This window comes from Synechococcus sp. MEDNS5 (assembly GCF_014279875.1).
Classification (GTDB): domain Bacteria; phylum Cyanobacteriota; class Cyanobacteriia; order PCC-6307; family Cyanobiaceae; genus Synechococcus_C.
In genome coordinates this window covers 2,249,546-2,265,470 of the sequence record NZ_CP047952.1, presented here as the reverse complement: position 1 = coordinate 2,265,470, position 15,925 = coordinate 2,249,546, and the positions used below count along the sequence as shown (strand labels likewise).

The 15,925-nt window shown below is 61.6% G+C and carries 19 protein-coding genes; 13 read left to right on the top strand and 6 right to left on the bottom strand.

The annotated features are described in order from the left end of the window. Window positions 1–6: 6 nt before the first annotated feature. Complete coding sequence (gene coaE / locus SynMEDNS5_RS12195; protein ID WP_186583604.1) at window positions 7–618, bottom strand: dephospho-CoA kinase; 612 nt, start codon at window positions 616–618, stop codon at window positions 7–9. Here coaE and argJ point away from each other — a divergent pair. Beyond that, complete coding sequence (gene argJ / locus SynMEDNS5_RS12190) at window positions 617–1,909, top strand: bifunctional glutamate N-acetyltransferase/amino-acid acetyltransferase ArgJ (RefSeq protein ID WP_186583603.1); 1,293 nt, start codon at window positions 617–619, stop codon at window positions 1,907–1,909. The genes coaE and argJ overlap by 2 nt on opposite strands. On the opposite strand, the gene SynMEDNS5_RS12185 is transcribed toward argJ, so the two are convergent. Further along, window positions 1,897–2,055: a hypothetical protein gene (locus SynMEDNS5_RS12185; protein ID WP_186586035.1), complete on the bottom strand. Its 159-nt coding sequence runs from the start codon at window positions 2,053–2,055 to the stop codon at window positions 1,897–1,899. The two genes, argJ and SynMEDNS5_RS12185, sit on opposite strands and share 13 nt — an antisense overlap. Here SynMEDNS5_RS12185 and SynMEDNS5_RS12180 point away from each other — a divergent pair. From SynMEDNS5_RS12180 to SynMEDNS5_RS12170, 3 genes are read left to right on the top strand one after another with little or no spacing between them, the layout of a single operon-like run. After that, window positions 2,054–2,596 (top strand): hypothetical protein, encoded by a 543-nt coding sequence (locus SynMEDNS5_RS12180; RefSeq protein WP_255440171.1) that lies wholly within the window; start codon window positions 2,054–2,056, stop codon window positions 2,594–2,596. The genes SynMEDNS5_RS12185 and SynMEDNS5_RS12180 overlap by 2 nt on opposite strands. A 56-nt stretch (window positions 2,597–2,652) precedes the next feature. Beyond that, window positions 2,653–2,967: a hypothetical protein gene (locus SynMEDNS5_RS12175; protein WP_186583601.1), complete on the top strand. Its 315-nt coding sequence runs from the start codon at window positions 2,653–2,655 to the stop codon at window positions 2,965–2,967. A 17-nt stretch (window positions 2,968–2,984) separates the two neighbouring features. Next, a complete protein-coding gene (locus tag SynMEDNS5_RS12170; protein ID WP_186583600.1) occupies window positions 2,985–4,646 on the top strand; it encodes an AarF/ABC1/UbiB kinase family protein in 1,662 nt (553 codons plus the stop codon). On the opposite strand, the gene SynMEDNS5_RS12165 is transcribed toward SynMEDNS5_RS12170, so the two are convergent. The 3 genes from SynMEDNS5_RS12165 to eno are packed head-to-tail and all read right to left on the bottom strand — an operon-like array spanning window position 4,635 to window position 7,275. After that, complete coding sequence (locus SynMEDNS5_RS12165) at window positions 4,635–5,399, bottom strand: hypothetical protein (RefSeq protein WP_186583599.1); 765 nt, start codon at window positions 5,397–5,399, stop codon at window positions 4,635–4,637. The genes SynMEDNS5_RS12170 and SynMEDNS5_RS12165 overlap by 12 nt on opposite strands. A 3-nt stretch (window positions 5,400–5,402) precedes the next feature. Then, complete coding sequence (locus SynMEDNS5_RS12160; RefSeq protein WP_255440169.1) at window positions 5,403–5,924, bottom strand: hypothetical protein; 522 nt, start codon at window positions 5,922–5,924, stop codon at window positions 5,403–5,405. A gap of 58 nt (window positions 5,925–5,982) precedes the next feature. Continuing rightward, window positions 5,983–7,275, bottom strand: a complete 1,293-nt coding sequence (gene eno / locus SynMEDNS5_RS12155) for a phosphopyruvate hydratase (protein ID WP_186583598.1) — start codon at window positions 7,273–7,275, stop codon at window positions 5,983–5,985. Between the two features lie 146 nt (window positions 7,276–7,421). Between eno and gloA the strand changes: the two genes are divergently transcribed. The 8 genes from gloA to rplL all read left to right on the top strand — a co-directional run bounded on the left by gloA (window position 7,422) and on the right by rplL (window position 14,176). Then, window positions 7,422–7,823 carry a lactoylglutathione lyase gene (gene gloA / locus SynMEDNS5_RS12150; RefSeq protein WP_186586006.1) on the top strand — a complete coding sequence of 134 codons (402 nt, stop codon included), beginning with the start codon at window positions 7,422–7,424 and terminating at the stop codon, window positions 7,821–7,823. Between the two features lie 11 nt (window positions 7,824–7,834). Continuing rightward, window positions 7,835–10,570: an ATP-dependent Clp protease ATP-binding subunit gene (locus SynMEDNS5_RS12145; protein ID WP_186583597.1), complete on the top strand. Its 2,736-nt coding sequence runs from the start codon at window positions 7,835–7,837 to the stop codon at window positions 10,568–10,570. 93 nt (window positions 10,571–10,663) lie between these two features. Further along, the gene (gene secE / locus SynMEDNS5_RS12140; protein WP_186583596.1) at window positions 10,664–10,912 is read left to right on the top strand and encodes a preprotein translocase subunit SecE; all 249 of its coding nucleotides are present in this window, start codon (window positions 10,664–10,666) and stop codon (window positions 10,910–10,912) included. Window positions 10,913–10,975: 63 nt separating this feature from the next. Beyond that, a complete protein-coding gene (gene nusG / locus SynMEDNS5_RS12135; protein ID WP_011934262.1) occupies window positions 10,976–11,644 on the top strand; it encodes a transcription termination/antitermination protein NusG in 669 nt (222 codons plus the stop codon). Window positions 11,645–11,754: 110 nt separating this feature from the next. Then, on the top strand, window positions 11,755–12,180 hold the full coding sequence (gene rplK / locus SynMEDNS5_RS12130) for a 50S ribosomal protein L11 (protein WP_186583595.1): 426 nt from the start codon (window positions 11,755–11,757) through the stop codon (window positions 12,178–12,180). A gap of 80 nt (window positions 12,181–12,260) precedes the next feature. Beyond that, complete coding sequence (rplA, locus tag SynMEDNS5_RS12125) at window positions 12,261–12,968, top strand: 50S ribosomal protein L1 (protein ID WP_186583594.1); 708 nt, start codon at window positions 12,261–12,263, stop codon at window positions 12,966–12,968. 240 nt (window positions 12,969–13,208) lie between these two features. Continuing rightward, complete coding sequence (gene rplJ, locus SynMEDNS5_RS12120) at window positions 13,209–13,736, top strand: 50S ribosomal protein L10 (RefSeq protein ID WP_186586005.1); 528 nt, start codon at window positions 13,209–13,211, stop codon at window positions 13,734–13,736. 47 nt (window positions 13,737–13,783) lie between these two features. After that, a complete protein-coding gene (gene rplL, locus SynMEDNS5_RS12115) occupies window positions 13,784–14,176 on the top strand; it encodes a 50S ribosomal protein L7/L12 (RefSeq protein ID WP_186583593.1) in 393 nt (130 codons plus the stop codon). A gap of 260 nt (window positions 14,177–14,436) precedes the next feature. Here rplL and SynMEDNS5_RS12110 read toward each other — a convergent pair whose 3' ends face one another. Further along, the gene (locus SynMEDNS5_RS12110; RefSeq protein WP_186583592.1) at window positions 14,437–15,141 is read right to left on the bottom strand and encodes a DUF3747 domain-containing protein; all 705 of its coding nucleotides are present in this window, start codon (window positions 15,139–15,141) and stop codon (window positions 14,437–14,439) included. Between the two features lie 60 nt (window positions 15,142–15,201). Here SynMEDNS5_RS12110 and SynMEDNS5_RS12105 point away from each other — a divergent pair, with 60 nt between their 5' ends. Next, the gene (locus SynMEDNS5_RS12105) at window positions 15,202–15,924 is read left to right on the top strand and encodes a ribonuclease H (protein WP_186583591.1); all 723 of its coding nucleotides are present in this window, start codon (window positions 15,202–15,204) and stop codon (window positions 15,922–15,924) included. Window position 15,925 lies beyond the last annotated feature (1 nt).

Here is a 15,925-nt window from a genome sequence, read left to right as displayed (position 1 = left end):
CTCGCCTCAGGGGCTTCTTCGTTCCAGCAGAGAGGCCACGGTTGTTGTCCAGGCATCCGGCTTGCCGCTGTTGTCGATCACCTGATCCGCCAGTTGGCATTTGCGTGCCAGCGGCCATTGCGCCTCGATGCGTTGATCGGCCTGCTGAGGCGAGAGCCCGTTTCGCTGAATCAGCCGCTGCTGTTGTTGGTCCCGTCTGCAGTGCACAACCCACACTTCTGAGCACAGACCCTCCAGGCCGGACTCATAAAGCAGAGGAATCATCAGCACCACCATCGGTGTTTGCTCAAGCCCGTGCAGGGCGGTGTTAAAGGCCTGCCGGACCACAGGGTGGACGAGCTGTTCGAGCCACTGCCGTTCCACCGCATCGGTGAACACGATGTCAGCCAGCGCCTGTCGGTTCAGCTCCACCCTGTCGGTTTGTGCCGTATGGGCGGCAACGGCGGGTCCGTACCGCTCCAGGACGGCTTGGCAGGCTGCACTGCCAGGGGCGAGGGCGTCATGGGCGTAGCGATCGGCATCCAGAACAGGGAGGCCACGGTTGCTCAACCAGCGCCCCACGCTGCTTTTGCCGGATGCGATGCCGCCGGTGAGACCGATCCGGCGTTGGCTTGGCATGGTGCGGCGGCAGGATGCCTTCAGTGTCTCGCGTACATCCGTGGTTGACGCCGCTCGCAGAGTTTCATCCGACTGGTTGCCGGTTGCTGGGGGGATCACCGCGCCGCAAGGATTTCAGGCTTCAGGGATCACCGCTGGGCTGAAGGCTTCTGGCAAGCCTGATCTGGCCTTGGTGCTGGCCCCCGAAGGTGCGGTCTGCGCAGGGGCTTTCACCCGATCGGTGGTGCGTGCCGCCTGTGTGGATCTCTGCGATTTGCGGCTGCGGGACGGGGGCGGCCAGGCGCGGGCGGTGCTGATCAATTCGGGCCAGGCCAACGCCTGCACTGGCGATCGCGGTTTGATCGACAGCCAGCGCGCTACCCAGGCGCTGGCGGATCGCCTGGGTGTGGATGGGGAGGCGGTGCTGATCTGTTCCACGGGGGTGATCGGTGTGCCGATCCCGATGGAGGTGCTGTTGGCAGGCCTGGATCCGTTAGTGGACGGGCTGAGCCCGGATGCGGGAGCCGCCGCTGCTGAAGCGATCCTCACCACGGATCTGGTGGAGAAGCAGATCGCCTTTGAGGCCGAACTCACTGGCCGCACTGTGCGCATCGGTGGCATGGCCAAAGGTTCTGGAATGATCCACCCCGACATGGCCACCATGCTCGGCACCATCAGTTGCGATGCGGCCGTCCCCCCTCTGAAGTGGAAAGCCATGGTGCAGCGGGCGGTGGACCGCTCCTTCAACGCCATCACCGTGGATGGCGACACCAGCACCAACGACACCGTGCTGGCCTTCTCCGCCGGTGAGTCCCTGCCCGATTCCTGTGACGACAAGCTTGAGGATGGACTCACTCTGGTGGCACAACATCTCGCTCGGGCCATCGCCCGGGATGGGGAAGGGGCCACCTGTCTGATCGAGGTTCAGGTGGAGGGAGCCTCCACTGAGGCCGGAGCACTCCAGATCGCGCGCACGATCTGCGGCTCCTCGCTGGTGAAGACGGCCGTTCATGGTCGTGACCCCAACTGGGGCCGCATCGTGGCAGCGGCCGGTCGTTCCGGAGTGGCATTCGATGCCGACGCCGTCGCCCTCTGGATCGGGCCCCATCAGCTCATGGCAGCGGGTCAGCCTCTCGTGTTTGATCGTTCAGCTGCTTCGGCTTATCTCAGTGAGAGGGCCTATGGCCGCTACCTCGTGGACGACTCGGTGCAAATTCGTCTTGTCGTCGGTTCCGGGAAAGGACAAGGCCTGGCCTGGGGGTGTGACCTATCGGATCAATACGTGCGCATCAACGCCGATTACACAACTTGATTGCCGCCTTGGATGCGCTCCTGGCATTCAGGGGCGAGGATGGTCTCCAACATCAGGGTGATGTTGACTCTGTGAGTTCCAGTGATGGCCCCCTCCGCATCTGAACAGCAACGTCCCAAACGCCCACGGTTCTGGGTCGGTCCCATGGTGGCAGGAGCTTGCTTTGCTTTGGGTTACGGCATCACCCAGCGCGTGGTGCTGATGCGGGCCGCCTGGAAGCAGCCCCAGCAGGAAACGTTCCGCCAGCAGGCTTTTCCCGGTGAGACGCTCGAGGGTTTAAGGCGTCGCCATGGGGAGAGCCAGGCGCTGCTGGGTGATGTGGCGGCGCTTGAAGCTGTGGAAGCAGAAAAGCGCAAGCTCGAGCAGGCCAAGGAGCAGGCAGAGGCGATCGCTGCCGAGGCTGAACGTCGTGACGCTGAGCAGCAGGCCGCACTGGTTGAGCCCGTTTTGACTGCTCCTGCTGTTGAGCTCCCTGCAGCCGAACTCGAGCTCCGGCAGTTCGATGACACCGTTGTTGCCCCTGACCCTCAACCGGTTGTCGAGCCACAAAACAACGAGATTGTCGATGGACCTGCTCAGGACTCCCCTGGGGCTCTAGAGCCCATCGCTGAACCTGAATTCATGGAACCGTTGGCTGTTGATGTCCAGGAATTCCCTGCTTTCCCATCGGCACCACCCAGTCCTTAGAACTGCTCACCGGATGGGGTTTTGATCTGCCACAGTTTGCACATCGGCAGAGAGCCATGACACCTCCTGATGCCTTGCTGCGCGCGGCCATGAATCGTCTGGTTGCACGGGTGGGAGAGGGATTGGCGGATGCAGCCGCAGGCCTCGCGGTTGCTGTTCAGGATGTACCTGACCGTCTCCGCCAGGAATGGGATCTCTTCCAGGAAGAGGTGAAGGCTGAAGCCGAACGGCTGCAGAACGAGAACGCTGCACCCCCTCCCCAGGGCACCCAGGCTCAAAAGGATGGATCTGCTGAGCCTTTGCAAGACCGCATTGATCGCCTGAGGGCCCAGGTCGCAGACCTCGACAACCGCTTGGAGGAGCCCACTTGAGTCGCCTGGTGTCGTTGATGGCGCCCTGGCGTCGCGGCCTCCGTGCCTTGCGCATCTGGCGAGCTGTGGTGGTGTTGCTTGTGCTCCTCTGGTGGGATGGGCAGGGCTGGACCTACGCCGGTGGGCCTACCTCGGAGCGCAGGGAACAGCGCCAGCAGCAGCGGGCCCGTTGGCTCACTCAGGAACTTCTGGAGCTGGGCTCTGCGTTCATCAAGCTGGGACAGTTGCTATCCGCCCGCCCGGATGTGCTTCCTGCGGGTTGGGTGGCCGAGCTGGCTGATCTTCAGGACAAGGTACCGGCCTTCCCATTTGATCAGGCCCAGGCGTTGTTGGAAGAGGAACTGGGTGCCCGCTGCGCCGAGATCATCGATCTTGATGAGGAGCCGCTCGGTGCGGCCTCCCTGGCCCAGGTGCACCGTGCCAGCTTGCGCAGCGGCCGTCAGGTGGTGCTCAAGATTCAGCGACCCGGCTTGGAGTCTGTGTTCCGCCTGGATCTGGAGGTGATGCAGCAGGTGGCGGCTGTCCTGCAGCGTCACCCCCAATGGGGGCGAGGTCGTGATTGGGTGGCAATTGCCCAGGAGTGCCGGCGTGTTCTTCTCAGGGAGTTGGATTTCCGCCTTGAAGCGCAGCACGCGGCACGGTTCCGGCAGCAGTTTCTCGATGAGTCCCGCATCCGCGTCCCTGGGGTGATCTGGGAGCTGAGCTCCCGTCGGGTGTTGTGCCTTGATTACCTACCAGGGATCAAGATCAACGATCGCCAGGCGTTGATTCAGGCGGGAATCAATCCTGGTGAGGTTGCTGAGATTGGAGCGGCCAGCTATCTCCAGCAACTGGTGCGCTACGGCTTTTTTCACGCCGATCCCCACCCCGGCAATCTCGCCGTTGCGGCCGATGGGGCGCTGATTTACTACGACTTCGGAATGATGGGGCAGCTGTCCGAGCGTCTGCGTCGGCGGCTGGGAGCGATGGTTCGCGCTGCGGCGTCAAGGGATGCCGCCGCCCTTGTGGAGGAGATGCAGGCGGCGGGAGTCATCGCCGGTGATGTGGATGTGGGACCGGTTCGCCGCCTGGTGCGTCTGATGCTCCGTGATGCCCTCACGCCTCCGTTCAGCGCGAACGTGATCGACAAGTTGTCGGGTGATCTCTACGAACTGGTTTACGGCCAACCCTTCCGGCTGCCGGTGGAGATGATCTTCGTGATGCGAGCACTCTCCACGTTTGAGGGCGTGGGCCGCAGCCTCGATCCTGGCTTTAGCCTTGTAGGGATTGCCAAGCCCTATCTGCTGCCTCTCATGACATCCAGTGGATCCGGTTCCAATGACCTCTTCAACGAGCTCGGTCGACAGGTGGGGGCATTGAGTTCCCGTGCTGTGGGGATCCCCCGGCGCCTGGATGAGAGCCTTGAGCGTCTGGAGCAGGGCGATCTGCAACTGCAGATCCGCATGGGCGAGTCCGACAGACAGTTCCGTCGCATGGTGACGGCTCAACACTCCATCGGTCAGTCGGTTCTGCTCGGGGGGTTGGCCGTGGCCGCGGCATTGATGGGTGCGAGCGCTCGGCCGCTGTGGGCGCTGTTGCCTTTGGGTGCAGCTGTTCCTGTTGGGATGGGTTGGCTGAAACTGCAGGTGAAGTTGCGCAAGGATGCCCGCATTGAGGGGTTGTCGGGTTCAGGTCGTTGAGTCCCGCATTGCTAGAAGTTTGTGGCGTAGGTCCTGCTGGAAGCTTTTGTGGCGTTCGGCTGAAAGCGTCAGGCTGGGCATGGCCGGGATCAGTTGATCAAAGCGGCGCTTGAATGCGTCGGAAAAGTGGCTGCTGTTGGCACGGGTGGGCATCACGGTGTTGGCGTCCGTGACCAGGCAGCGCTGGCTACTTCTCCATTCCGGTGCGTGAGTGTCGAGCCATTGCTGATACAGCAGCCATACCGGCATCCAGAAACGCACCGCACTGCTGAGGTCGTCCAGCACAGAAGGCATCGTGGCGGCGAGGTCCGTGTCGCGCTGATCCACGAAGTGGCGGTAGGCCTGATGCCACGTCTCACGCAGAGGATGGTCGGAGTGTTGGAAGCTCCAGTGGCTGATGCTGCGTAACCACGGCCGCAGGGATCGGTTGAGCAGCAGGCGATGGTGCCCCCACTGCTGCAGCTGTGCATCCGACAGCTCTGCAGTGAGCAGGAACAGGCTGGTGCACACATCAATGGCGGTGCCCAGGGCCTGACGGCGTTCACTGAGCCAGCTCCAGCGCAGGGCATCAAAGTCGGGTTGAGCCCGGTGCTGCATTAACAGCGGAGCCCCGTCCATGTTCACTTCATGCTCAGCATGACTGAGACTGCAACTGAGGGCCGTCGACCCCATTTTCGGGAGGCATTGCACGAACACATGGCCGCCCCGCTCTCGATCAGTCTCGGCCGCAGCAGCGAAGTCGGGAAAAGCCATGCCTTAGTGCCGTGGATGCCGGGAACCCCGCACGGTTTTCCCTTCAGCGTCAGAGCCAAACAGGGTGCGTAGGGTTGTGGCTCGCACAGTGGCACCAGCCGCTCCCGAAAACCCAGGCGGATGGCTGCAAAGACGGGTGCCATCCGCCACGTAGGCCACGCTGAGGGCGCGCCGCCAGTGGGGCGTGGCATTGGCAGGTCCGTAGTGCCAAACCTGTCCCTTATGAATGTCCACATCCTCTGGCTGCATGGCTGGAAGAGCTTGCATCGGAGCTCCATGCTGTTCCAGAAGCTGCTGCACGGCGTCAAGGCCGCTCACGTCTTTCACAGCCGCCACCAAGGCTGGGTCGGTCAGTAAGGCAAACAGCTCCTGATTGAAGCGATCAGCCTGCAGGTGGGCACCGTCAGCCTGAATTCTTAGCAGAGCTTGGTGACCAGGCTGCAGGCCTGTGGCAGTGGCCTGGGCCCGTAGTTGCTGGTTGATCAGCGCTATTCGCTGGGGATCAAAGAGCTGTTTTTCAGCCAATGGCCTGCCCCCATGGCCAGGGAGGAAGGCCCATTTTCTGTGGGAGTCTGTGGTTTGATCAGCCGTTTCCGCGAGGCCCCTGACCAACGGCACCGGCATAAACGGCCTGGCTGCCCAGTTCGTCTTCGATGCGCAGCAGCTGGTTGTACTTCGCCACGCGCTCGCTGCGGCTGAGGGATCCTGTCTTGATCTGACCGGCGCGGGTGGCAACAGACAGATCTGCGATGGTGGTGTCTTCCGTTTCACCACTGCGGTGACTGATCACACTCGTGTAACCCGAGCGGCCGGCCAGATCGATCGCTTGCAGGGTTTCGGTGAGTGATCCGATCTGATTCACCTTGATCAGGATCGAATTGGCGGTGCTGCTGTCGATGCCCTGTTGCAGCCGTTTGGTGTTGGTCACGAACAGATCGTCACCCACCAGCTGCACCTTGGCGCCGAGGCGCTCGGTGAGCAGCTTCCAGCCCTCCCAGTCGTCTTCAGCAAGGCCATCTTCGATCGACACGATCGGGAACCGCTCAACAAGTTGCTCGAGCTGGCCCACCATTTCCTCGCTGTTGAAGCTGCCGCCATCAAAGGCGTAGCGGCCATCGGCGAAGAACTCGGTGCTGGCCACATCCAGAGCCAGGGAGATTTGCTCTCCAGGTTTGTAACCGGCTTTCTCGATGGCTTCCACCAGGATTTCACCGGCTTCCACGTTGCCCAGGTCGGGGGCAAAGCCGCCCTCATCCCCCACCGAAGTGCTCATGCCCTTGTCCTTAAGCAGACCCTTGAGGGTATGGAACACCTCGGTTCCCATGCGCAGGGCTTCCCGGAAACTCGGGGCACCGTGGGGAACCAGCATGAATTCCTGGAAGTCCAGGCTGTTGGCTGCGTGAGCGCCCCCGTTGATCACATTCATCAGGGGAACGGGTAGCAGGGTGGCCATCGGGCCGCCCAGGTAGCGGTAAAGGGGCAATCCAAGACCGTTGGCCGCAGCGCGGGCATTGGCCATGCTCACCGCCAGGATGGCGTTGGCACCCAGGGACGACTTGTTGTCACTGCCATCAAGTTCCAGCATGGCGGCATCCACGGCGGCCTGGTCCAGTGCTGAAAGCCCGCAGAGAGCGGGAGCGATGCGCTCTTCAATGTGGTTCACGGCCTGGATGACGCCCTTGCCCATGTAGCGATCGCCGCCATCGCGCAGTTCATGGGCTTCGTGGGCCCCTGTGCTGGCGCCGCTGGGCACGATCGCCCGGCCGCTGGCACCACCCTCGAGGAGCACTTCGGCCTCCACGGTTGGATTTCCGCGGGAGTCGAGCACCTCACGGGCCACGATGGTATCGATGACGAGGTCGAGAGAATCGAACACGTGCGGTGAATCGAAGACTGGGGGATCCTATGGGTCGCCCTGCTCACTGCAACTGTGCCCTCCGGCACGAAAATCAAGCGTCCCTGCACGCGCTTCCGCCAGCCAAGGGAATGCACCATGCTGGGGAGGAGCTGCTGAACCTGTCGATGCGCATGCTGCACACCATGCTCCGGGTGGGCGATCTCGAGCGTTCTCTGGCCTTCTACACCGACGTTCTGGGCATGCGCTTGCTGCGGCGCAAGGACTACCCAGGCGGACGCTTCACCCTCGCCTTCGTGGGTTACGGGGATGAGTCGGACTCCAGCGTTCTTGAGCTCACCCACAATTGGGATACAGCTGAGTACGACCTCGGAAGTGGCTATGGACACATCGCCCTGGGCGTGGACGACATCCAGGCAACCTGCGCAGGGATTGCTGGCCAGGGGGGTCGGGTTGTTCGTGAACCCGGCCCGATGAAACATGGCAGCACCGTGATCGCCTTCGTGGAAGATCCGGATGGATACAAGATTGAGCTGATTGAACTGGCGTCCCGTTCCCCGTCTGCCTGAGCCACCCCTTGATGACGTCTGTATACGAAGGGAGTTCCCAGCCTCCAGCCAGCCTCACTGCCGAACCTGAGCGTTTCAGCGATCAGGCCTGGGATCTGTTGCTCAGTTCCCAGGATGTGGCGAGGCGTTGGCGCCATGGAGATCTCGATGTGGAGCATCTGCTCCAGGTGTTGTTCGCCGATCCTCGTTATCAGGCGGAGGTGGCTGTGCTCTCTCTCCCCCGCGACCGTCTCCTTGATCAGCTCGAATCGTTTCTTGTTGAGCAACCCACCGTCAGGGGCCAGGATCTCTTCATTGGCGAAGATCTCGAACGCTTGCTGGAGTCGGCGGATCGTGTGCGGGGGCTTTGGGGCTCTCGCCTGATTGATCTGTCTCACTTGATGATTGCGATCGGTCGTGATCCGCGGATTGGAGAAGATCTTCTCTCCCGTTTCGGACTGACGCCGGATCGTCTGGAGGCTGAGCTGCGCAGGGCTCCGGACCCTGGCCCTGGAACGACGATCCAATCCCCTTCACAGGTGCCTTCAGTCCAGGTTCCCTCCACCCCTGCATCGCCGCCTGCGCCAGCGCCGGCCCAGACGGCCGAAGCCATGCCTGAACCGGTTCCTGCCGCGGAAGCAACAGCCCTGGAGCGATTTGGGCGGGATCTCACTGCGGAAGCCGCTGACGGCCAGCTGGATCCAGTGGTGGGTCGTGATGCCGAGATCCGCAGCTTGATCAAGGTGCTCTCCCGCCGCGGTAAGAACAACCCCGTGCTGATCGGTGCTCCGGGTGTGGGAAAAACGGCGATTGCTGAACTGTTGGCCCAGCGCATGGTGGCCGGTGAAGTGCCTGAATCACTTCAGGGCCTGCGGCTTGTGGCTCTGGATGCCGGGGCGCTGATCGCCGGTGCCAAGTTCCGTGGACAATTCGAGGAGCGCCTGCGCGAGGTGTTGCAGGAGGTGAGTGATCCGGAAGCAGGTGTGGTGCTGTTCATCGATGAACTGCACACGGTGGTGAACAGTGATCGCAGCAGTGCCGATGCCGGCAGCCTTCTCAAGCCTGCGCTGGCGCGGGGTGATCTGCGCTGCATCGCCGCCACGACACCCGAGGATTACAGGCGCACTGTTGAGAAAGATCCTGCACTGAACAGGCGTTTTCAGCAGGTGCCCATTGCGGAGCCCTCCATTGATCACAGCATCGAGATCCTCCGAGGGGTGAAGGAGCGCTATGAGCTGCACCACGGCGTCACGATCACGGATGCTGCGGTGACCGCCGCTGCTCGTCTGGCAGACCGCTACATCAGCGACCGCTGCCTGCCCGACAAGGCAATCGATCTGATCGATGAGGCGGCCGCTCAGCTCAAGATGGATGTGACCTCCAAGCCCCAGGTGGTGGAGGACGCCGAGATGGCGCTGCGCCGGGTGGAGTTGTCGGTGCTTGCTGCCGAACAGGCTCCCGAGGCGGAACGTGTTCAACTGCAGCGTCAACGGCTGGAGGCCACAACGCATTTGTCGCGTTTGCGGGACCGGTGGCAGGCCGAACGGGGGCAGTTGGAGGAGCTACGTCAGCTGCTGCAGGAGGATGAGGATCTGCGCCACGCCATCGCCGACGCTGAACGCCAGGGCGATCTCGAGGAGGCTGCTCGCCTGCAATACGACCAGCTGCATCGACTCCAGCAGCGCCGCAATGACCTCGAGCAGTCTCTCAGTGATGCCCAGGCTGCTGGAACCGCGCTGCTGAGGGAACAGGTGGAGGCCGCGGATATCGCCGACGTGGTGGCGCGCTGGACCGGGATCCCGGTCCAGCGGCTGCTGGCTGGCGAGCGTCAGAAACTGCTGGAGCTGGATCAACGGTTGCAAGAGCGGGTGATCGGCCAGCCGGAGGCCGTGCAGGCTGTGGCGGCTGCAATCCGCAGGGCTCGTGCCGGGATGAAGGATCCGCGCCGGCCGGTGGGGTCCTTCCTTTTCATGGGGCCGACCGGTGTGGGCAAGACCGAGCTGGCCAAGGCCCTGTCGGGTCAACTCTTTGATGAAGAGGAGGCGATGGTGCGTCTCGACATGAGTGAGTTCATGGAGCGCAACGCCGTGGCCCGCTTGCTCGGTGCCCCTCCCGGTTATGTGGGCTACGAGGAAGGTGGTCAGCTCACGGAGGCCGTGCGTCGCCGTCCTTATGCCCTCCTGCTGCTTGATGAGGTGGAGAAGGCCCATCCGGATGTGTTCAATGTGTTGCTCCAGGTGCTGGACGACGGCCGGCTCAGTGATTCCCAGGGGCGGACCGTTGATTTCCGTCACACGGTGGTCGTGATGACCAGCAATCTCGCCAGTCGGGCCATCCTCGAGGCTGCACGCCTGGGAGGGGAGTCTGAGGCTCAGGAGGCATCCCCGTCATTGGATGTGGCGGTGGATGAAGCGCTCAGCAGTCACTTTCGGCCTGAATTTCTCAACCGCATCGATGAGGTGATTCGGTTTCGACCGCTCGATCAGAAGGATCTGAGCCGGATTGTGCGCTTGCAATTGGCGGATCTGTCCAGTCTTCTCCAGGAGCAAGGACTGGCTCTTCAGGTGGATGACGCGGTGATCGACACCCTCGTGAGCCTGGGCTACGAGCCTGAGTACGGCGCCAGGCCCCTGCGCCGTGTGTTGCGCCGTCGGTTGGAGAACCCCTTGGCGACGGAATTGCTGGAAGATCGCTTCCACGGTGCCAAAACCGTGCGGGTGCATGCCGGATCTTCACCGGCTGATCCCTTCCGGTTTGAACCTGGATGAACGCAAAAGGCGTCCGGTAGGATCTTTGTTTGCTGTCACGTGCCATCTGAGCCTGCGTCAGCACCGGCCCAATGACTCCGTGCCCAGCGATTCGTGACAACGCCTACCTCCGAGGACACTGCAGCAGCCAAGTCACCGGCTCCTACCGGCTCTGACCAGCCGGGAAAGAAAGGTGGATTCTTCCCTGCGACCTACGAGGAGCTCAAGCTGGTTGTCTGGCCAAGCCGGCAGCAGCTCTTCAGTGAGTCGATTGCGGTGATCCTGATGGTGAGCCTCTCAGCCGCTGCCATTGCTGCACTGAGTCGTTTTTACGGCTGGGCTGCGTCCCAGGTGTTCCGTTGACCGACTGGTTCGTCCCCCACGGCGTCGATCCGCATCGATGCTCTGTTCTTCTCATCCTGCCCCGTGTCTGATCTCGATCTCAGCCAGTCGGATTCCAGCGAAGTGCTGGATCTTCCGGCCCCGAATGACGGCGAGGAAGGAACGCTCGAAGTCCCTGAAGTTCGAACGGGTATCGCCCGCTGGTATGCGGTGCAAGTGGCGTCAAGCTGCGAAAAGAAGGTGAAGGCCACCCTCGAGCAACGGGCGGTCACCCTTGGAGTGAGCAACAGAATTCTCGAAATCGAGATTCCGGAAACCCCTGCCGTGAAGATCAAGAAAGACGGCAGCCGGCAGTCCACGGAGGAGAAGGTCTTCCCTGGATATGTTCTTGTGCGAATGGTGCTCGACGAAGACACGATGATGGCTGTGCGCAGCACCCCGAACGTCATCAACTTCGTGGGAGCGGAGGATCGCCGCGCCACAGGCAAAGCTCGCGGTCACATCAAGCCTCGACCCCTGAGCCGCTCCGAGGTTGATCGCATCTTCAAGCGGGCTGCGGAGAAGAAGACCGTCGTCAAGGTTGATCTCACCGAGGGTGATCAGATCCTGGTGACGGCTGGGCCGTTCAAGGACTTCCAGGGCGAAGTGATTGAAGTATCGGGCGAGCGCAGCAAGCTCAAGGCCCTTCTCTCAATCTTCGGCCGGGAAACGCCTGTGGAGCTCGAGTTCTCCCAGGTGAGCAAGCAAAACTGAAGTGTTGTGGCGGCCGTCTCCCTGCGGAGGGCGGCCTCAGGAGTGGTTCCCGCTCCGCCGCACCTGCCCCGAGGGTCAGGTGATCCGCAGATGTACAACTCCGTCCGCCGATGGCCAAGAAAGTCACAGCAGTCATCAAGCTGGCCCTTCAGGCCGGCAAAGCCAACCCCGCACCGCCCGTGGGCCCTGCCCTCGGTCAGCATGGGGTCAACATCATGGCGTTCTGCAAGGAGTACAACGCCCGTACCCAGGACAAGGCCGGTTTTGTGATCCCGGTGGAGATCTCGGTCTTCGAAGACCGCAGCTTCACCTTCATCACCAAGACGCCTCCAGCGTCGGTGCTGATCACCAAAGCCGCCGGAATCGAGAAAGGGTCCGGCGAGTCCGCCAAGGGAAGTGTTGGCTCCATCAAGCGCTCTCAGCTTGAGGAGATCGCCAAGACCAAGCTGCCCGATCTCAATTGCACCAGCGTTGAGTCAGCCATGCGCATCATCGAAGGCACCGCTCGCAACATGGGCGTCGCCATCACCGACTGACGCCTCAAGCGCCAGTTCTCACAGCTTCAACTGTCCTTTTTCGGGGGAGACCCTGCGGTCGCCTGCACCCCATTCCTGCCATGCCTAAAACATCCAAACGCCTGGCCAGCCTCGTCAACAAGATCGAGGAACGGGCCTATGAACCCCTTGAAGCCATTCAGCTGGTCAAGGAGAACGCCACTGCCAAGTTTGACGAGACCGTGGAAGCCCACGCCCGTCTTGGCATTGACCCCAAATACACCGACCAGCAGCTGCGCACCACGGTTGCACTGCCCCATGGCACCGGTCAGACGGTGCGGATTGCTGTCATCACCCGCGGTGAAAAGGTTGCTGAGGCCAAGGCGGCCGGCGCTGAACTCGCTGGTGATGAGGATCTGGTGGAAACCATCAGCAAGGGAGAAATGGATTTCGACCTGCTGATCGCCACCCCCGACATGATGCCCAAGGTTGCCAAGTTGGGTCGGGTGCTTGGTCCCCGTGGTTTGATGCCGAACCCCAAGGCGGGAACGGTGACAACGGATCTGGCGGCCGCCATCAACGAATTCAAGGCAGGCAAGCTGGAATTCCGTGCTGACCGCACGGGAATCGTGCATGTGCGTTTCGGCAAGGCCAGCTTCTCAGAAGGCAATCTTCTGGACAATCTCAAAACGCTCCAGGAGACCATCGACCGCAACAAGCCCAGCGGCGCAAAGGGGCGTTATTGGAAGAGCCTTTACGTGACGTCCACCATGGGCCCGTCTGTGGAAGTTGACATCTCTGCGCTGCAGGACATTAACAAGGACGGCTGATCACTCTGTGATGTAATTTGATGAACTGGCGAAAGCCAGTCCACGGGCACGTGCCCGGCCTGAGACAGCAGGTTGCATCAGCCAGTTCTCCCGAACCGGCCCGATCGCATAAGTCCTGCCGAGGCAAACGCGACGATTTCGCTCCCTTAGGGATTGGATCGATACGCGGCCTCGTCTCTCCTCTGGGGAGCACTGATCGGCCGCGTGTCCAGCTTGTTCCCCCGATCCGATCCAATTCCTATGGGCCGCACTCTGGAGAGCAAGCAACAGATCGTCGAAGAGCTCAAGCAGCTCCTCGGTGAGGCCGAAATGGCACTGGTCCTGGATTACCAGGGTCTCTCCATCAAGGAAATGTCTGATCTGCGGACCCGTCTGCAGGCAGCCAACGGTGTGTGCAAGGTGACCAAAAACACCTTGATGCGTCGCGCCATTGATGGTGACAGTGCTTGGTCAAACCTTGATTCCCTTCTCACCGGCACCAACGCTTTCATCCTTGTCAAAGGGGATGTGGGTGGTGCAGTGAAAGCCGTTCAGGCTTTCCAGAAGGACACCAAAAAGTCTGAAACCAAGGGCGGTCTTTTCGAAGGCCAGCTTCTGTCTCAGGACGAGATCAAGGCCATTGGTGATCTTCCCTCCAAGGAAGCGCTCATGGCACAGATCGCCGGTGCCATCAATGCCGTTGCCACCAAGGTTGCAGTCGGTATCAACGAGGTTCCCTCCGGCCTTGCTCGAGCGCTCAAGCAGCACGCCGAATCCGGCGAAGGCTGATCGTCTTCGACTCGACTGTTTCTCTGATCTGTTGCTGATTCCCAACCATGTCTACAAAAACCGACGAAATTCTCGAATCACTGAAAACTCTTTCGCTGCTTGAGGCTTCCGAGCTTGTCAAGCAGATCGAGGAGGCTTTCGGTGTGTCCGCTGCCGCATCTGCTGGTGTGGTGATGGCCGCTCCTGGCGCTGCTGGCGCTGGCGGTGGCGAGGTTGCTGAAGAGAAAACCGAATTTGATGTTGTGCTGGAGAGCTTTGAAGCTTCAGCCAAGATCAAAGTCCTCAAGGCTGTGCGTGAGGCCACTGGCCTGGGTCTTGGTGATGCCAAGGCCATGGTCGAGGCTGCACCCAAGGCCATCAAGGAAGGCGTGTCCAAGGACGAAGCCGAAGCCCTTAAGAAGGCCATCGAAGAAGTGGGCGGAAAGGTCACCCTCAAGTGACCCTCTCGGGTTGGCCTCCTCCGGGATGTCGACCCTTCCTTCCTTCCATTTCATTGCATTCAACCGACCCGAGGGTCGGTTTTTTGTTGTCGCAAAAAAAAGCCCTGCCAAAGGCAGAGCTCAGAAGTGAAACGCATTGCAGGAGTCTGTCCTTGTTTCGACCCTGAAGAGGCGCTTAGCACTCCTCACACGAATGCAACTTAAGAAGTGATCCCAGCTGTGTCTTGCTCGCGGAGGTCGCTCCCTCAACTGTCCCCGCGTCAGGGACGGTAGGGAATCACTTCCAGTCGGATCGGTCCCCGCCTTCCCTGGCCCCTGCCTCCTGCCTGAGGCAGTCCTGGAGCGCTGGGCAGATTCGCTGAGAAGCTGCGGCTCTGGCGGTTGCTGCCCCGACTCGAGGCCATGAGCGTGGGCATCGGCTTGGAATTGGCGAAATACACATGGCTCAGCGTGCGGCCCTGGTAGGCCCGACGCTCCAGAGTCCACCCTGGCTCCAGGGTCAGTTTCACGAATGCATTCTTGTCCCGCCGCACCCGAGTGGCTCGTGCCACAACCGTGCTGTCTCCCCTCACTGGATCCATGGCTTGCAGCATCAGTGCATCGCGGTTCTGCTCCAGCTTCAGGCGAAAGCGTTTGTCGGAATCCGTGCCTCCCGTGCGCAGGGAATAGCCATTGCTGTCGAGATAGCGGCTGCAGATCCCGCTGAAGTCGAAATCATTCAAAGAAGGTTTCATCAGACCGTCCCTGCGCTCTTCCCAACACAAAGGACGGGCCTTGATCTGTTCCAGCACCAGCAGTTTCCAGCGGCTGTCACCCACGGCCTGGGCTAGGATCGCAAAGCGTTCCTGTTGCAGAGGCCGACTGTCGAACAAAGCCCGGCTCAAGCCAGGAACTCCTGCACCCAGACCGGCCAGCCCCAGGGCGGTGGCCGCTAAGGCAGTCCTGCGGAAGTAGGTTCGGCCCATGGCCCAGACCTCCTGGGTGCTCAAGAACCGAGTTGTACCGAACACAGGGTGAGGTGACAAATGGCTGATGGCGATCGCAGGGGACGTGTTGTCGCGGCGGCCACCGATGGAGCCTGCAGCGGCAACCCAGGCCCTGGGGGCTGGGGCGCGTTGATTCGCTTTGAAGACGGAAGTGTGGAGGAGTTCGGTGGATCCGATCCGGCCACAACCAACAACCGCATGGAGCTGCAGGCAGCCCTCGCCCTGCTGGAGCGCTTGGCGGAGCTGCCGCGCCATCCCGATCTCACCTTGCGGACCGACAGCAAATACCTGATCGATGGGCTTGGCTCCTGGATGGCCGGATGGAAACGCAAAGGCTGGAAGACGGCCGCCGGTAAGCCTGTGCTCAACCAGGACCTTTGGCAGGCTCTGGATGCGGCACGCCTGCCCGATGTGCCGCTCACGTATGTGAAAGGGCATAGCGGTGATCCCGACAACGACCGGGTGGATGCCATCGCAGTGGCCTACTCAAAAGGGGGGGGACCACCGCGTCGTGCCGTGCAAACGCAACCCTCGGATCCGGCACCGGAGCCCCTTCGCACGTTGCTCACACGCCTGGAGCTGGCGGATCGTTTGGCCAGCGGTGGTTTCACTCTTACGGCCGTCGAGCTGGCTCAGTTGGTGGAACAACCGCTCTCCAACGTGCTTGAACGCCAGCAGCCGTGGCGTTGGCGCGACTGGATGGTGGAACCGATCGACGGGGATCGCTGGCGCTTGCGGCGTGCCGAGGCAGGATCGAGATAGA

What these genes read in the sequence shown, in the direction of transcription:
- coaE (WP_186583604.1), bottom strand. Translation starts at nt 618, where the DNA reads ATGCCAAGCCAACGCCGGATCGGTCTCACCGGCGGCATCGCATCCGGC.
- SynMEDNS5_RS12180 (WP_255440171.1), top strand. Translation starts at nt 2,054, where the DNA reads ATGGTGGCAGGAGCTTGCTTTGCTTTGGGTTACGGCATCACCCAGCGC.
- SynMEDNS5_RS12170 (WP_186583600.1), top strand. Translation starts at nt 2,985, where the DNA reads ATGGCGCCCTGGCGTCGCGGCCTCCGTGCCTTGCGCATCTGGCGAGCT.
- rplK (WP_186583595.1), top strand. Translation starts at nt 11,755, where the DNA reads ATGGCCAAGAAAGTCACAGCAGTCATCAAGCTGGCCCTTCAGGCCGGC.
- SynMEDNS5_RS12105 (WP_186583591.1), top strand. Translation starts at nt 15,202, where the DNA reads ATGGCTGATGGCGATCGCAGGGGACGTGTTGTCGCGGCGGCCACCGAT.
- SynMEDNS5_RS12145 (WP_186583597.1), top strand. Translation starts at nt 7,835, where the DNA reads ATGACGTCTGTATACGAAGGGAGTTCCCAGCCTCCAGCCAGCCTCACT.
- rplA (WP_186583594.1), top strand. Translation starts at nt 12,261, where the DNA reads ATGCCTAAAACATCCAAACGCCTGGCCAGCCTCGTCAACAAGATCGAG.
- rplJ (WP_186586005.1), top strand. Translation starts at nt 13,209, where the DNA reads ATGGGCCGCACTCTGGAGAGCAAGCAACAGATCGTCGAAGAGCTCAAG.
- SynMEDNS5_RS12110 (WP_186583592.1), bottom strand. Translation starts at nt 15,141, where the DNA reads ATGGGCCGAACCTACTTCCGCAGGACTGCCTTAGCGGCCACCGCCCTG.
- gloA (WP_186586006.1), top strand. Translation starts at nt 7,422, where the DNA reads ATGCGCATGCTGCACACCATGCTCCGGGTGGGCGATCTCGAGCGTTCT.
- SynMEDNS5_RS12165 (WP_186583599.1), bottom strand. Translation starts at nt 5,399, where the DNA reads ATGGCTTTTCCCGACTTCGCTGCTGCGGCCGAGACTGATCGAGAGCGG.
- argJ (WP_186583603.1), top strand. Translation starts at nt 617, where the DNA reads ATGGTGCGGCGGCAGGATGCCTTCAGTGTCTCGCGTACATCCGTGGTT.
- SynMEDNS5_RS12185 (WP_186586035.1), bottom strand. Translation starts at nt 2,055, where the DNA reads ATGGGACCGACCCAGAACCGTGGGCGTTTGGGACGTTGCTGTTCAGAT.
- SynMEDNS5_RS12175 (WP_186583601.1), top strand. Translation starts at nt 2,653, where the DNA reads ATGACACCTCCTGATGCCTTGCTGCGCGCGGCCATGAATCGTCTGGTT.
- rplL (WP_186583593.1), top strand. Translation starts at nt 13,784, where the DNA reads ATGTCTACAAAAACCGACGAAATTCTCGAATCACTGAAAACTCTTTCG.